Genomic DNA, 14,811 nt, shown 5'->3' on the forward strand with positions numbered 1-14,811 from the left:
TCCCTTCGGTCCTGCGTTTCCAACTCTACCAGACACTTTCATGTCCGATTCCCCAGTCGGCGGGGTTTTCACCTTCCAGCCTTTCGGCTTTCCGGTGATTCCGACTCTACCAGACCCTTTCAGGCCCGATTCCCGGTCGAACTCGGGTTGTCTTCCCGGCCGTTGAGCCGTTCCGATGTCCAAACCTTAGCGGATTTCCCGGGTGGCTCATAATCGAGCCTTTAAAATGTATTTCGGCACGCCGAAATACATCCCGGCCGGGAGTTCGCGCTTAGTTTTGGTTGCCGCAGACGCGGCGGGAGTGGCTGCCGCAGAACCGTTCAGGCTCCGTGACAACTCGAAGAACCTTACGGACCGGTGAAGCCTGTGTCAACTTCGGCCGACCCTCCGGGTCCGCCCCCGTCTCGCTGCGTTCGTCTTCCAGGTTAGTCCAAGTCTGTGAGACGTCCACCAGCATCCGGCTGGGCAAATTCAACCCGGCGCAGGACACGGATCAGGAGCTCGCCGAGCACGCCCTGCTCCTCCGTCGAGAGGTCCTGGAGCAGGTCCGCCTCGAACCGCGTCGCCATGCGCATCGCCTCGAGCCACTTCGTACGGCCCTCGTCCGTCAGCTCCACGATCACCCGCACCCTGTTCGCCTCGTCGCGGTCGCGGGTGACCAGGCCTTCGGCCGCCATGCGGTCGATGCGGTGGGTCATGGCCGCCGGAGTGAGGCCGAGCCTCTTGGCGAGCTCGCCCGGGCCCATGCGGTAGGGGGCGCCCGCGAGTACGAGGGTCTTCAGGACCTCCCACTCGGAGTTGCTGATGCCGAGAGTGGCGACCTGACGGCCGTACGCGACGTTCATCCGGCGGTTGAGCCGGCCCAGCGCCGAGACGACCTTCTCCACCTGGGGATCCAGCTCGCCAAATTCTCGCTGGTACGCGGCGATCTGCTCGTCGAGGCTCGGCTCGTGAAGGTTCGGCTCGTGGGGCCCGGGGCCGCCAGAGTCGCCGGGGGCGGTCGACTCGGGGTCCTCGGGGGGCGCGGTAGGCATACGCCGGAGTATCCCATGGGGTCCATTCGCGTTGAAGTCCTTCACTGTGTACTGTTTAGACTCGAACTTTAGTATTGAAGTCTTCAGACTTCAGTCCTTCGATCTCCAACAGGCAGGTGGAACGTGACCAGGGCGATGGGTGCAGCGATGCGCCGGATCCAGGCAGGCAACGCGCTCAGCGCGTTCGGACTCGGCTTCACGGTTCCGTATCTCTACGTCTATGTGGCGCAAGTACGGAACCTGGGCGCGACGACGGCCGGCGCCGTTTTCGCGGTCTTCGCGATGGCCGCACTCGTCGCCCTTCCCTTCACCGGGCGGATCATCGACCGGCGTGGGCCGCTGCCCGTGGTCGTCGCCGGCGCGCTGCTCGCTTCCGCCGGTGCCGCGAGCATGGGGCTGACGAGCAGCGTGCCCGCCGCCGTACTGTCCGCGGCGCTGCTCGGCGCCGGTACGGCCGTGATGCAGCCCGCGCTCGCGACGATGATCGTCTGGTGCTCGGACGTGTCCACCCGTACGCGCGCCTTCGCCACGCAGTTCTTCCTCCAGAACCTGGGCCTCGGCATCGGCGGGCTGATCGGCGGGCACCTCGTCGACGTCAGCAGGCCGTCGAGCTTCACCCTGCTGTTCTCCATCGAGGCGGCGATGTTCCTGGTGCTCGCGGGGATCGCGGGCACGGTGCGGCTGCCGCGCGCGCTCTCCATCCGGGCCGCGATTCCCGGGAACGCCGAGGCCAAGGCCAGGGGCGGGCTGCGCGCGCTGCTGGGCCACCGGGCCATGGTGCAGCTGTGCGTGCTGGGCTTTGTGCTGTTCTTCGCCTGCTACGGGCAGTTCGAGTCGGGCCTGGCGGCGTACGGGACCGAGGCCGCCGGAATCGCACCGGCGATCCTCGGGACGGCGCTGGCCGCGAATACCGCGGTGATCGTGGTCGCGCAGTTCGTGGTATTGCGGTTCGTTGAGCGCCGCAGCCGCAGCCGGGTGATCGCCGCTGTCGGGCTGATCTGGGCCGTGGCGTGGCTCGTGGCGGGGTACGCGGGGCTCGGGCACGGCAGCCAGGCGATGGCGACGGCCGCGTTCGTCTCGACGTACGCGCTCTTCGGGCTCGGCGAGGCGATGCTGTCGCCGACCCTGGCCCCGCTGGTCGCCGATCTGGCGCCGGACTCGATGGTCGGGCAGTACAACGCCGCTTTCGCCCTGGTCAAGCAGCTCGCGCTGGCGGTCGGTCCGGCCGTGGGCGGGCCGATGGGGGCCGCGCTGCACGGGCCGTACATCGTGACGTTCGTGCTCTTCTCGCTCGGTATCACCGTGCTGGCGCTGCGGCTGGGCAAGCGGCTCACGCCCGTACAGGACCGGCCCTCGGTCGTAGCGAAGTCGCGGGTGGTGGCCGTGCACAAACCGACTGCACCGACTGCCGAGAATGTCGCCTCAGTTCATTGAGGCGGGCTACTGAGGCGGGCTAATGGGGCGGGTTACTGGGGCAGCGCGAACTCGCACCAGACCGCCTTGCCGCCGCCCGGAGTGCGGCGGCTCCCCCACGACGAGGCGATCGTCGCGACGATGGAAATCCCGCGACCCGCCTCGTCCTCCGATTCGGCGCGGCGGCGGCGCGGCAGGTGATCGTCGCCGTCCGTCACCTCAATGATCAGGCGGCGGTCGGTGCGGCGGAGTCTGAGGCGCATGGGCGGGGTGCCGTGCTGCAGGGAGTTGGCCACCAGCTCGCTCGCGGCCAGCATCCCCAGGTCGTGGAGCTCGGACGAGAAACGCCAGGAGGCCAGCACCCCGGACGCGAAGGCGCGGGCGCGCGGCGCCGCTTCGATACCGCCGAGCAATTCGAGGGCGGCGTTGTGGAAGAGCTCGGCGGTTGGGCCCGTACGCGCCGGATGCTGAACGACCAGGACCGCGACGTCGTCGTCGTGCTCCGCGGTCACTCCCAGGGAGCGGATCAGCCGGTCGCAAACCACCTGCGGGGAGCCGGTCGCGCCGGAGAGCGCGCGCTCCAGGGCTGCCACTCCCTCATCGATGTCCTCGCGGCGGCGCTCCACCAGGCCGTCCGTATAGAGGACGGCGCTGGAGCCGGGCGGCAGGGCGATGGTGCCCGAGGTGTGCAGCCAGCCGCCGGTGCCGAGCGGGGGGCCGGTCGGCTCCGCGGCGCGGCGGACCGTGCCGTCCTCGTCGCGCACCAGGATGGGGAGGTGGCCCGCCGAGGCGTAGACGAGCCGCCCTTCGTTGGGGTCGTGGACCGCGTAGACGCAGGTGGCGATCTGGTTGGCGTCGATCTCGGCGGCGAGGCCGTCGAGCAGCTGGAGCACCTCGTGCGGCGGGAGGTCGAGGCGGGCGTAGGCCCGTACGGCGGTGCGAAGCTGGCCCATGACGGCGGCGGCGCGCACGCCCCGGCCCATGACGTCGCCGATGACGAGCGCGGTGCGGCCCGCGCCGAGCGTGATGACGTCGTACCAGTCGCCGCCGACCGCCGCGTCCGTGCCGCCCGGCTGGTAGGTGGCGGCGATGCGCAGATCGTCGGGCTGCTCCAGCTCCTGCGGGAGCAGGGACCGCTGGAGGGTGACAGCGGTCTGGCGGTGCCGCCGCTCGCTGGCGCGCAGCCGCTCGGCGGCCTCGGCGTGGTCGGTCACATCGGCGGCGAAGACGAGGACTCCGCCACCGCCCTTGAGGCTCTCGGCGGGCAGGCAGGTCACGGTGTACGAGCCCGAGCCCTCGCCCCGCATCTGGACTCTGCGGGATTTGACGGTACGGGGTCTGCCACTGCGCAGCACCTGGTCCATGAGCGGGAGCAGGCCCAGCTCGGCGAGCTCGGGGCAGGCGTCGGCCGCGGTGGCGCCGGCCGGGCGGGGGCCGAACGCGGCGGTGTAGGCGTCGTTGACGTACGCGACGCGGTGCTCGGGTCCGTACAGAAGCGCGACCAGAGCAGGGAGCCGGCCGAGGGTTTCGCGTACGGAGAAGTCCTCCAGGGCGGGCACGTCGGGCAGGGGCTCCGGCCGCTGCGCGTACTCACCGCGGGCGGCGGGCACAGAGCCCTCGCCACCTCGCTCTGCTGGGGAGACCGCGAGGTCCGTCCTCCGCGCTGCGGCGGCGCGACGCTGCGTACCGGGGAGCCTGGGGCTCCAACGCGTGAAGTTCACTGACTTTTCTAGCCTCAATGGTTGTCGCCAAGGGTCACTCTGTGCACGTGTGAGCCCACCTATGGTCACATGCCCAGTGTGACCGACCGGACTGACAGTCGTCGTTGTCCCCGTCGTTCAGGTATCTCTGGGAGTGCCAGAAGTACCGGGAGTACCGGGCTGTCCTTCCTCCTGTGCCCCCTTGGGCCCCTTCGCCGGGGGTCTGCCGCCGGCGGCCAGGGCGAATTCCGCGCGCGGGTGTTCCAGCGATCCCAGGGAGACGATCTCGCGTTTGAAGAGCCCGGACAAGGTCCACTCGGCGAGCACGCGGGCCTTGCGGTTGAAGGTCGGCACGCGGCTGAGGTGGTACGCGCGGTGCATCAGCCAGGCGGGGTAGCCCCTGAGTTTACGGCCGTACACATGGGCGACGCCCTTGTGGAGTCCGAGGGAGGCGACGGATCCGGCGTACCGGTGGGCGTACTCCTTGAGAGGCTCGCCGCGCAGCGACGCGACAATGTTCTCGGCGAGGACCTTGGTCTGGCGCACGGCGTGCTGGGCGTTGGGCGCGCACTCCTTGCCGGGCTCCTCGGCGGTGAGGTCAGGGACGGACGCGGCATCTCCTGCCGCCCATGCATGGTCGACTCCGGCGACGGAGAGCTGGGCGGTGCACTTGAGCCGGCCACGCTCGTCGAGCGGGAGATCGGTGGCGGCGAGGACAGGCGCGGGCTTGACGCCCGCCGTCCATACGACCGTACGGGTGGGGAGGCGGGTGCCGTCGCTCAGGACGGCGACGCGGTCCGCGCAGGAGTCCAGCCGGGTGTCGAGGCGTACGTCGACATTGCGGGCGCGCAGCTCGCGGATGGCGTACTTGCCCATCTCCTCGCCGACCTCGGGGAGGATGCGGTTGCTCGCCTCGACGAGGACCCATTTCAGATCCTCAGGCTTGACGTTGTGGTAGTAGCGCGTGGTGTAGCGGGCCATGTCCTCCAGCTCGCCGAGGGCCTCGACCCCGGCGTAGCCGCCGCCGACGAAGACAAAGGTCAGGGCCGCGTCGCGGATGGCCGGATCGCGGGTGGAGGAGGCGATGTCCATCTGTTCGATGACGTGGTTGCGCAGGCCGATGGCCTCCTCGACGGTCTTGAAGCCGATGCCGTGGTCGGCGAGGCCGGGGATCGGGAGGGTGCGCGAGATGGAGCCGGGCGCGATGACCAGTTCGTCGTACGTGACCTCCACCGGGCCCGCGCCCTCTTCCTCGGTGGCGAGGGTGGTGATCGTCGCGGTGCGTTTTGCGTGGTCGACGGCCTTGGCCTCGCCGATGACGATCTTGCATCTGTCGAGCACGCGCCGCAGCGGAACCACCACATGGCGCGGGGAGATGGAACCGGCGGCAGCTTCTGGGAGGAAGGGCTGATATGTCATATATGGGTCGGGCGTGACGACGACAATCTCCGTCTCGCCGCGCGCCAGGTCCTGTTTCAGTCTCTGCTGGAGACGCAGCGCTGTATACATCCCGACATAGCCGCCGCCGACGACGAGAATGCGCGTACGCGGCGGGGGGCCGGGGGGCGTCCCCCGGAAATTGGCAGCCTTCACCTCCCCATGACGCAACGGCCTCAGGCGTTTGTCCACAGCCCCGACAAATTGTGTGACTGGAACCTTCCTGCGGCGGGGCGTCGGCCGGGCTCCGCGTGGTGGGGAAGGTGCGCAGGTCAGGGCATGAGCGGGGGGTGGCACAGGGGGGTTGATTCAGCAATCTTCCGGTCCTTGCTCCGATCGGGGGGCGCTCCGTGCGGAACTACCCCCTTCTGAATTGACCCTGGCTCAACTATGTTCGTATCTCGTCGGGGTGCTTGGTCAAGGCACGCCCGGCTGACAGGGCGGGGAGGTCTCCGGGGGGAGACACCATGACCGGGGGAACGCATATGACCATTCAGGATTCTCATTGGCAGGCTGCTGTCACCTCCACTTCCGCGGCGGCGGCGGCGTCGGCTTCGACGTCCGCTGCGGCGTCGGTCGTGGAGAGACACGGCGGCGACGGCGGTATAGGACGGGTGGAAGTGGGCGGGGCCAGCCGCTCCGCGCCCCTTCGAGTGGACGCACAGCGCAATCTTGAGCACGTGTTACGGGCGGCTCGCGAGGTGTTCGGCGAGCTGGGCTACGGAGCGCCGATGGAGGACGTGGCGCGCCGGGCCAGGGTCGGAGTCGGCACCGTGTACCGGCGCTTCCCGAGCAAGGACGTGCTGGTGCGCCGGATAGCCGAGGAAGAGACCTCCCGGCTGACGGAGCAGGCGCGTACGGCTCTGGGGCAGGAGGAGGAGCCGTGGTCCGCGCTCTCCCGCTTCCTGCGTATGTCTGTGGCGTCCGGGGCGGGGCGGTTGCTGCCGCCGCAGGTGCTGCGGGTCGGAGTGGACCGCGAGGAGTCGACGGTCGTCGGACCGGGCGAGGCGCAGGCGCGGGTTCCGCACCAGCGGGTCGGGGCACAGCCCGACCTTCGGGTGGTCGGGCAGCGTCCGGTGGCCGAGGACCCGGACGACACGGGTTCCGGGGACCTGCTGGAGGTCGTGGGCCAACTGGTCGACCGGGCACGGGCGGCGGGTGAGCTGCGGGGCGATGTGACCGTGGCTGACGTGCTGCTGGTGATAGCCACGCCCGCGCCGGCGCTGCCGGACGCGGCGCAGCAGGCGGCGGCTTCGACTCGGCTGCTGGACATCTTGCTGGAGGGACTGCGGCCACGGTCGGCGTAAGGGGCCGCGTGCAGGTTCCTCGTACAGGTCCGCGTACAGGTTTTCCTCGGATGGGTGGTTGCCGGGCATAAGGGATCGATGGGCTGGTGCTCTGTGGCACTCTTGCCCGGTGTTCGGGTCCGAGGGTGCTTCTGAGGCGGCTTACGGGGGCTTTCCGCGATGAGCGGTGACAGTCGGAACGAGTCGCTCAGTGACGGCGGTACGGACGGTTCGGGGGCGGCTGGTCTGCCCCCGGGGCAGGTGCCGAGCCAGGGCGGGCCCAGGGGATCCGGTGCCGGGCGGCGATCCGGCTCCTCGGGTCCGGGCGCAGGTCCGGGCGCGGTCTCGGGCTCAAGCGCGGGTTCGAGTGAGTACACCGTGCCGCCGCAGCGCGAGGGGGCGGGGGTCGGCTCCGTACTGCCGCCTCCCCGCCCACAGCCTCCGTCCGACGTCGAGTTGATTCAGCGCATGCGGGACGGCGACAACAGCGCCTACGAGGAGCTGTTCCGCCGCCACTCGGAAGCCGTCCGTCGCTACGCGCGCTCCTGCTGCCGGGACACGTACACCGCGGACGACCTCACGGCCGAGGTGTTCGCGCGGACGCTCCAGGCGGTGCGCGGGGGCGCGGGACCCGAGCACGCTGTACGGGCGTATCTACTCACGACCGTACGGCGGGTCGCCGCTCACTGGACGAAGACAGCCAAGCGGGAGCAACTGGTCGAGGACTTCGCGGTGTTCGCGGCGGAGGCGGCCCGCGGCTCGGACGCTGCGAGCGACGGCGCCCTGGATCTCGGCGCCGATGTCCGCGCGATGCACGAGGCCGAGCAGTCGCTGGCCATGCAGGCCTTCCGGTCGCTGCCCGAGCGCTGGCAGGCGGTGCTCTGGCACACCACCGTCGAGGAGGAGTCGCCGAGCGAGGTGGCGCCGCTCTTCGGGCTGACCGCCAATGCCACGGCGGTACTGGCCAGCCGGGCGCGCGAGGGGCTCAAGCAGGCCTATCTACAGGCCCATGTGAGTTCCGCGCTCACCTCGGGCGGCGACTGCGCCCGGTACGCCGACCGGCTGGGGGCGTATGCCCGCGGGGGGCTGCGGATGCGGGCGGAGCGGGGCCTGCGCAAGCACTTGGACGAGTGCGTCAAGTGCCGGCTGGCCGCGGGCGAGCTGGCGCACGTCAATGCCGGGATTCCGGCGCTGCTTCCGGTCGCGGTCATCGGCTGGTTCGCCGCCGGGTACTCCCTCAAGGCCGCCGGGCTCGTGGCCGGAGGGGCCGCGGGCGCGGCGGGGGCGGGCGCTGCCGCGGCTGCCGGGGGCGGTGCGTCGGGAGGGAGCGCCTCCGGGGGCACGGCCGGCGGGGCCGCAGTGTCGGAGGGACTTGGCGCCACGGCCAAGGCGCTGCTCGCTGTGGGGGTGGCCGCGGCTTCCACCGCCGGGCTGGTGTGGGCGCTTGCGGGTAACCCCGAGCCCGCGCCGAAGCCGGTGGCGAAGCCCTCGGCCGAGGTAGCCGTCGTACCGGGGGGAGAGCCCGCCGGACCGGCGGCTAAGCCCAAGCCGCAGCCGAGACCCGCGGTTGCGCCCAAGCCCGCGCCCGGGACCACCGCGCGTCCGGAGAAGCGTTCCCCCAAGCCAAAGCCGAAGCCGAAGGCGACCCCGAGCTCGCCCTCGGCAGCCGCACCTGAGCCGACCCCGACTCCAACGCCGACGCCCAATGTCCCCAAGCCGCCCGCCTCACCGGCGCCCACGCCGACCCCCACACCCACACCCACACCCACTCCGACCCCGACGCCCCAGCCCGCCCCGCGGGTGTACCAGCTCAACCAGTTGAAGTACGGGGCGGACGGCGATCACACCGGGCCCGAGGTGCGGCTGGGCGAGAGCAGCTGGATGTGGCAGCGCTGGGGCATGTCGATCGGCGGCACACAGTACGAACACGGGGTGAGCGTGCGCGCCAGGTCCTCGGTCACCATCGACCTGAACCGCCGGTGCTCCACGTTTGACGCGCTGGTCGGGGTGGACGACATGACCAAGGGCCCGGGGGCGGTGCGCTTCTCGGTGTACGGGGACGGGAAGCGGCTCTGGCGCTCAGCCGTGCTGCGCAGCGGGGACGAGGCCCTTCCGGTGCGGGTGCCGCTCGCCGGTCAGCAGACGATCCGGCTGGTCGTGGTCCCCCACACACCGTTCGGCTCGGTGGCGCTCGCGGACTGGGCCGAGTCCCGCGTCAACTGCGGCTGAGGGCTTCCCGTCCGACCCCGCAGCGGAGCTAGGCACCGCCTCCCGGGGCGATCAGCCCCGTCTCGTACGCGAGGACGACCGCCTGGACGCGGTCGCGGAGGTCCAGCTTCGACAGGATGCGGCCGATATGCGTCTTGACCGTGGTCGGGCTGAGAAAGAGGCGGTCGGCGAGCTCGGCGTTGCTGAGGCCTGTCGCGAGCAGGCGGAGCACTTCGAGCTCGCGCGGGGTCAGGTGGGACAGATCACGGTGCAGGGTGGCGGCCTGCGGCGCGTCGCGCTGGGCGAAGCGCTCGATCAGGCGGCGGGTGATCGTGGGGGCGAGAAGGGCATCGTTGGACTGCACCAGGCGTACGGCGGCCACCAGATGTTCGGGACTGACGTCCTTGAGGAGGAAACCGCTGGCACCGGCGGTGAGCGCGGCGTAGACGTAGTGATCGAGGTCGTAGGTGGTGAGGATGATGACGCGGGTGCCGTCGGGGGTGCCGTCGGCGAGGATCCGTCTGGTGGCCTCGATGCCGTCCATCTGGGGCATCCGGATGTCCATGAGAACGACGTCGGGCCGGGTGCGCCGGACCGCGGCGACCGCCTCGGCTCCGTCGGCCGCCTCGGCCGTCACCTCGATGCCGTCCGCGGCCAGGATCATTCCGAAGCCGGTACGCACCAGGGCCTGGTCGTCGGCGATGACGGCGCGCAGCGGTGGCCGGTTCACGCCGTCCGCCACGGGGCTCGGGCTTTGATCCGGTAACCGCCGGTAAGGGTGGGCCCGGCCGTCAGTTCGCCGTCGTAGACCGCCAGTCGCTCACGGAGCCCGATCAGCCCACGACCGTTGCCGCGGCCATTGCCGCTGCTGTTGCCGCCGTCCACCGGCGGGGCGTCGCGCACGCCGCCGGTGTCGGTGACGTCGATCTCCAGACAGTCCCCGGTGTAGCCGATCGTGACGGACGCACGGGCACCGGGAGCGTGCTTGATCGTGTTGGTCAGCGCTTCCTGTACGACGCGGTACGCGGCGAGGTCCACCCCGGGCGGCAGCGGGTCCGGCGGCAGCGACACCGCGATGCTCACCGGTGTTCCGGCGGCGCGCACCCGCTCTACGAGGGCGTCGAGCCGTTCAAGTCCGGGCTGGGGCTCAAGGTCGTCGGGGCGCTCATGGTCCGGGGCGGCCAGCAGCCCCATCACATGGCGCAGCTCGGCCATGGCGGCCCGCCCCCCGGCCTCGACCGCGAGCAGCGCTTCCTTCGACCGTTCCGGCGCCGCGTCCATCACCTTGCGCGCCGCCCCCGCCTGGATCACCATCACGCTCACATTGTGGGTCACAACATCGTGCAGTTCGGCCGCGATCCGGGACCGCTCCTCCTCAACGGCCCTGCGCGTGGCCGCCTTCTGAGCATGCTGCAGCTCCGTGTACCGGTCCCGGCTCGCCGTCAGCTGCCGCTGCCAGAACCGGATCAGCCCGGCCAGCATCCCCGCGACCAGCAGTACGACTCCGGGGCTCGACCAGCCCGGGAGCATCGGGGCCGCATCCCGGAACGCGAGGCCGGCCAGCACGGCGGCGCTGACCAGAACCGCCACCGCCCGCACCCGGTAACTGCTGTAGACGATCGCGCTGTAGGCGCCGATGACGCAGGTCAGCACGTTGATCCAGGATGTGTCGTCCTCGCCGGTGGCCACCGCAGCCCCGAGCACCACGGCGAACGCGACCAGCGGATACCGGCGCCGGACCGCCAGCGGGAGCACCGACAGCATGACGAGCGGCCAGGGCACCGCGGAGGGCATGTGTTCATGCACCGAGCGGGCCGGGGGCGTAGGGGGCTCCGGGGGCGTAGGAGGCTCCGGCGGTTGCGGAAGCTCGGGGGGGTGTGGAGGCTCCGGCGGCTGTGGAAGCTCCGGCGGTTGCGGAAGCTCGGGGGGTTGCGGAGGCTCCGGCGGCTGTGGAAGCTCCGGCGGTTGCGGAAGCTCGGGGGGCTGTGGAAGCTCCAGGCGTTGTGGGGGCTCCAGGGGCTCCGGGGGCCCAAGCGAGACGTACTCCTTGATCTCGACCGGTCCGCTGTCGGGATAACGCGCTGCCACGATCAGCGCGATGACGGTCAGCACGACCGCCAGCACCACATCGGCGCGTATCGCCCTGCGCGACAGCGGAGCGGGCTTCGCCTCCGGGCGTAGCGCGACACGCAGCTGCTGACGCCATCCGCGCCGGTCTTCCGTGCCCGCCAAATCCACGTCCGCCACGTCCACGTCCCCCAGGTCCACCGGCCCATTGTGCTGCCCGCCCGCTCCGGGCGGCATCAGCCTGCGCGACCGGGGTTCTGCCCGTCAGGAGTACGTCGCAGGGATGACCCCGCCGCCGGGTCATCCGCGGGAAGGGCCGGATGTCGGTGCCGCGGCCGACGCGCCGGAACAGCCCACGCTCGTACGTTCGCCGGGGCCGCATGGCCATGAGCCCTTCGCCCTCCTCTCGACCGTAAGGACGGACAACACCCATGACTCACGTGATCGAACTCGAGGGCGTGGCCAAGCGCTACGACAGCGGCGGCGCGCCCGCGCTCGGACCCATCGATCTCAGCGTCGCCCAGGGCGAAGCGCTCGCCGTGACGGGCCCCTCCGGCAGCGGCAAGTCCACGCTGCTGAACCTCGTCGCCGGCCTGGACAAACCGACCGAGGGCGCCGTGACCGTGGCCGGGAGACGGATCGACCAGCTGAGCGAGCACGCGCTGGCCCGGTTTCGCCGCGAGCACATCGGCATGGTTTTCCAGTTCTTCAATCTGCTCGACGACCTCACCGTCGCCGACAACATCCAGCTGCCCGCCCAACTGACCGGGACCGCGCGGCGCAAGGCCGCGGCCCGTGCCGGTGAGCTCATGGAGCTGCTGGGCATCCAGAAGCACGCCGGCGCCTATCCGGGCCGGCTGTCCGGCGGCGAACGCCAACGGGTCGCGGTGGCCCGTGCGCTGGTCAACCGGCCCGCGCTGCTGCTCGCCGACGAGCCGACCGGCGCGCTCGACACCGCCTCGGGCCAGGACGTACGGGAACTGCTGGTGGATCTGCACCGCAGCGGGCAGACCATCGTGCTCGTCACCCATGACCTGGCGCTCGCGGAGTCGTGCGCGAGCCGCACGATCCATCTGGTCGACGGTCACCTCGCCCTCGACACGCGTGCGGCGGCCGTCCGATGAGCCGCTTCGGCAGTGGCGCGCTCGGCCGGGTCGTACGGTCCGGCGTGGGCCGGCGACGGGTGCAGACGCTGGTGATCGCCGTGGCCACGATGATGGCCGTGGCCTCGGCCGTGGTCGCCGGGTCGCTCATGGTCGCCGCGGCCGCGCCCTTCGACCACGCCTTCGCGCAGCAGCACGGTGCGCATCTGACCGCGGAGTTCGATCCGGCCGAAGTGAGTACGGCGCGGCTGGCGGCCACCGGGGAGCTGGCCGGAGTCACCGCGAGCGCGGGGCCTTATCCCTCCACGGCGATCCAGCCGGTGGACGGCGATGGCAGGCACCTTCCGGGGCTGACCCTGGTCGGGCGGTCCGGTCCGCAGGCCGACGTGGACGACGTGGATCTGAAGTCCGGCCGGTGGGCGGCGAAGCCGGGCGAGGTCGTGCTGTCCGCTTCGTTCCGCGGACCCGCCGCCGAGCTCGGCTCCACCCTGAAGACTTCGGACGCCGCAGACAGCCCGACGCTGACGGTCGTCGGCTTCGCCGTGTCGGCCAGCCGGACCGCCGACGCCTGGGGGACCCCCGAGCAAGTGACGGCGCTCGCGTCGGCCAATTCCCCGGTCACCAGGCAGATGCTCTACCGCTTCGACTCCGCGGGGACGAAGGGTGAGATCGCCGCGGGCCGGAAGAGACTCGCCGCCGCGGTGCCGTCCGGGGCGCTGCTCGGCAGCCAGTCGTATCTGGACACCAAGCGCGCCGCCGATGAGGGTGCCGCGGTGACGATCCCCTTCCTGATCGCCTTCGGCGTGCTCGGCATCGTGATGTCGGTGATCATCGTCGGCAGTGTGGTCAGTGGCGCGGTCGGCACCAGCCTGCGCAGGATCGGCATCCTCAAGGCCATCGGCTTCACCCCGCGAGAGGTCGTGCGGGCCTATGTGGCTCAGGCGCTGATCCCGGCCGCTGTCGGCATCGGGCTGGGGGTCGTGCTGGGAAACCTGATGGCGCTGCCGCTGCTGGAGGACACGGGGGAGGTGTACGGCAACGCCTCGCTGTCGGTGGCCTGGTGGGTCGACGTCCTGGTGGTGGCCGCCGCGCTGCTCACCGTCGGGGGCGCGGCGCTGGTCCCCGCGCTGCGGGCCGGGAGGCTGCGTACGGTCGAGGCGATCGCGGTCGGCCGGGCGCCACGCACAGGGCGTGGCCAGTGGGCGCACCGGGCGGCGGGGCGGCTGCCGTTGCCGCGGGCGGTGACGTACGGCCTCGCAAGCCCTTTCGCGCACCCGGTCCGTACGGTCGCGATGCTGCTCGCGGTGGCCTTCGGTACGGTCGCGGCAACCTTCGCGGTGGGGCTGACCGCGTCACTGAACGCGGTCGGCGACGCGCAGGATCCCGAAGAGCGCGCCGCGGTCACTGTCATCAGCGGCAGGCCGGTCGGACCCGGCGGACCCGACGGACCCCCCGGCGGGCCGCCAAGTGGACCCAACGTGCCTGTCCCCGCGGAGCGCAACGCCGCCGCCCCGGCCGTCGACCCCGCCCGGGTGCGCGCTGCCATCGAGGCGCAGGCGGGCACCGCCTCGTACTACGGCATGACTGAGGCGGACGTCACCGTGACCGGGGTTTCCGGCTCGGTCCGGGCCAGCTTCTACCAGGGCGATTTGCGTCACGGCGGCTACGAGATGATCTCCGGCCACTGGATCAGCGGCGCGGGGCAGGCCGTGGTGCCCACGCAATTCCTGGAAAGGACCGGCACCAGGATCGGTGACACGGTGAAGGTGACCTACCAGGGGGACACGCAGACCCTGCGGATCGTCGGCGAGGCCTTCGACACGTCGGACGACGGTATGCGGATTCATACGGACCTCACCGGCTTCGCCGCGGCCCGGCCCGAGGTCTTCCACGTGGAGCTGAAGCCGGGCGTCTCGCCCACCGAGTACGCCGGGAAACTCGCCGCGGTGATACAGCCGCTGGGCGGTGCCGTCATGGCCAACTCCCCCTCAGAGGGGGAGAGCATGATTCTCATCCTGAACGCGATGGCGGTGCTGCTCACCCTCATGCTGGTCTCGGTGGCGGGCCTCGGCGTACTCAACTCGGTCGTCCTCGACACCCGGGAGCGCGTCCATGACCTGGGCGTCTGCAAGGCGCTCGGCATGACGCCACGGCAGACGGTGAGCCTCGTACTCGCCTCGGTGGCCGGGATCGGCGTGCTCGGCGGCCTGGTGGGCGTGCCGACCGGATTCGCGCTGCACGGCTTCGTGCTGCCGGTGATGGGGCATGCCGCGGGCACGAATCTGCCGCCGAGCATCCTGGAGGTGTACGACGCGCCGCAGTTGGTCCTGCTGGGGCTGGCGGGGGTCGTGATCGCGGTGCTGGGCGCGATGGTGCCCGCGGGGTGGGCGGCGAAGACCCGTACGGCTACGGCGCTGCGCACCGAGTAGGCCTGAGCGGTCTCAGCGGTTGAAGCGGGTCAGGTCCGCCGGGGGTGGGGCTGCCGTACAGGCGGAGGCGGGCGATGCCCCGTCGCGGTAGATGTTGAGGCGGACCTGGGCGGCCCGCACGGGGCGGGAAGCGG

General features: G+C 71.1%; 10 protein-coding genes. 5 read left to right on the top strand and 5 right to left on the bottom strand.

Annotated elements, in window-relative coordinates; translation table 11 throughout:
- Positions 1 to 425 precede the first annotated feature (425 nt).
- A complete protein-coding gene (locus ACIHCQ_RS42410; protein WP_399674402.1) occupies positions 426 to 1,034 on the bottom strand; it encodes a MarR family winged helix-turn-helix transcriptional regulator in 609 nt (202 codons plus the stop codon).
- A gap of 135 nt (positions 1,035 to 1,169) precedes the next feature.
- Between ACIHCQ_RS42410 and ACIHCQ_RS42415 the strand changes: the two genes are divergently transcribed.
- Positions 1,170 to 2,468 (top strand): MFS transporter, encoded by a 1,299-nt coding sequence (locus tag ACIHCQ_RS42415; protein ID WP_399674441.1) that lies wholly within the window; start codon positions 1,170 to 1,172, stop codon positions 2,466 to 2,468.
- Between the two features lie 32 nt (positions 2,469 to 2,500).
- On the opposite strand, the gene ACIHCQ_RS42420 is transcribed toward ACIHCQ_RS42415, so the two are convergent.
- The gene (locus ACIHCQ_RS42420; RefSeq protein WP_399674403.1) at positions 2,501 to 4,168 is read right to left on the bottom strand and encodes a SpoIIE family protein phosphatase; all 1,668 of its coding nucleotides are present in this window, start codon (positions 4,166 to 4,168) and stop codon (positions 2,501 to 2,503) included.
- Positions 4,169 to 4,285: 117 nt separating this feature from the next.
- Positions 4,286 to 5,740, bottom strand: coding sequence for an NAD(P)/FAD-dependent oxidoreductase (locus tag ACIHCQ_RS42425; protein ID WP_399674405.1), 1,455 nt, complete (start codon positions 5,738 to 5,740; stop codon positions 4,286 to 4,288).
- A 329-nt stretch (positions 5,741 to 6,069) separates the two neighbouring features.
- Here ACIHCQ_RS42425 and ACIHCQ_RS42430 point away from each other — a divergent pair, with 329 nt between their 5' ends.
- Positions 6,070 to 6,891 carry a TetR/AcrR family transcriptional regulator gene (locus ACIHCQ_RS42430; protein WP_399674442.1) on the top strand — a complete coding sequence of 274 codons (822 nt, stop codon included), beginning with the start codon at positions 6,070 to 6,072 and terminating at the stop codon, positions 6,889 to 6,891.
- Positions 6,892 to 7,050: 159 nt separating this feature from the next.
- Positions 7,051 to 9,099 carry a sigma-70 family RNA polymerase sigma factor gene (locus ACIHCQ_RS42435; protein ID WP_399674407.1) on the top strand — a complete coding sequence of 683 codons (2,049 nt, stop codon included), beginning with the start codon at positions 7,051 to 7,053 and terminating at the stop codon, positions 9,097 to 9,099.
- A 28-nt stretch (positions 9,100 to 9,127) separates the two neighbouring features.
- Here the strand turns inward: ACIHCQ_RS42435 and ACIHCQ_RS42440 are convergent, their stop codons facing one another.
- Both ACIHCQ_RS42440 and ACIHCQ_RS42445 read right to left on the bottom strand, forming a co-directional pair.
- Entirely contained in the window at positions 9,128 to 9,820 is a 693-nt protein-coding gene (locus ACIHCQ_RS42440) for a response regulator (RefSeq protein ID WP_399674408.1), read from the bottom strand.
- A complete protein-coding gene (locus ACIHCQ_RS42445; RefSeq protein WP_399674410.1) occupies positions 9,805 to 11,382 on the bottom strand; it encodes a sensor histidine kinase in 1,578 nt (525 codons plus the stop codon). Before ACIHCQ_RS42445 ends, ACIHCQ_RS42440 begins: the two co-directional genes overlap by 16 nt.
- Positions 11,383 to 11,576: 194 nt before the next feature.
- Here ACIHCQ_RS42445 and ACIHCQ_RS42450 point away from each other — a divergent pair, with 194 nt between their 5' ends.
- A complete protein-coding gene (locus ACIHCQ_RS42450) occupies positions 11,577 to 12,269 on the top strand; it encodes an ABC transporter ATP-binding protein (RefSeq protein ID WP_399674412.1) in 693 nt (230 codons plus the stop codon).
- Positions 12,266 to 14,677, top strand: coding sequence for an ABC transporter permease (locus tag ACIHCQ_RS42455; protein ID WP_399674414.1), 2,412 nt, complete (start codon positions 12,266 to 12,268; stop codon positions 14,675 to 14,677). The genes ACIHCQ_RS42450 and ACIHCQ_RS42455 overlap by 4 nt, the downstream gene beginning before the upstream one ends.
- Positions 14,678 to 14,811 lie beyond the last annotated feature (134 nt).

This window comes from Streptomyces sp. NPDC052236 (assembly GCF_044548015.1).
Taxonomy (GTDB): domain Bacteria; phylum Actinomycetota; class Actinomycetes; order Streptomycetales; family Streptomycetaceae; genus Streptomyces.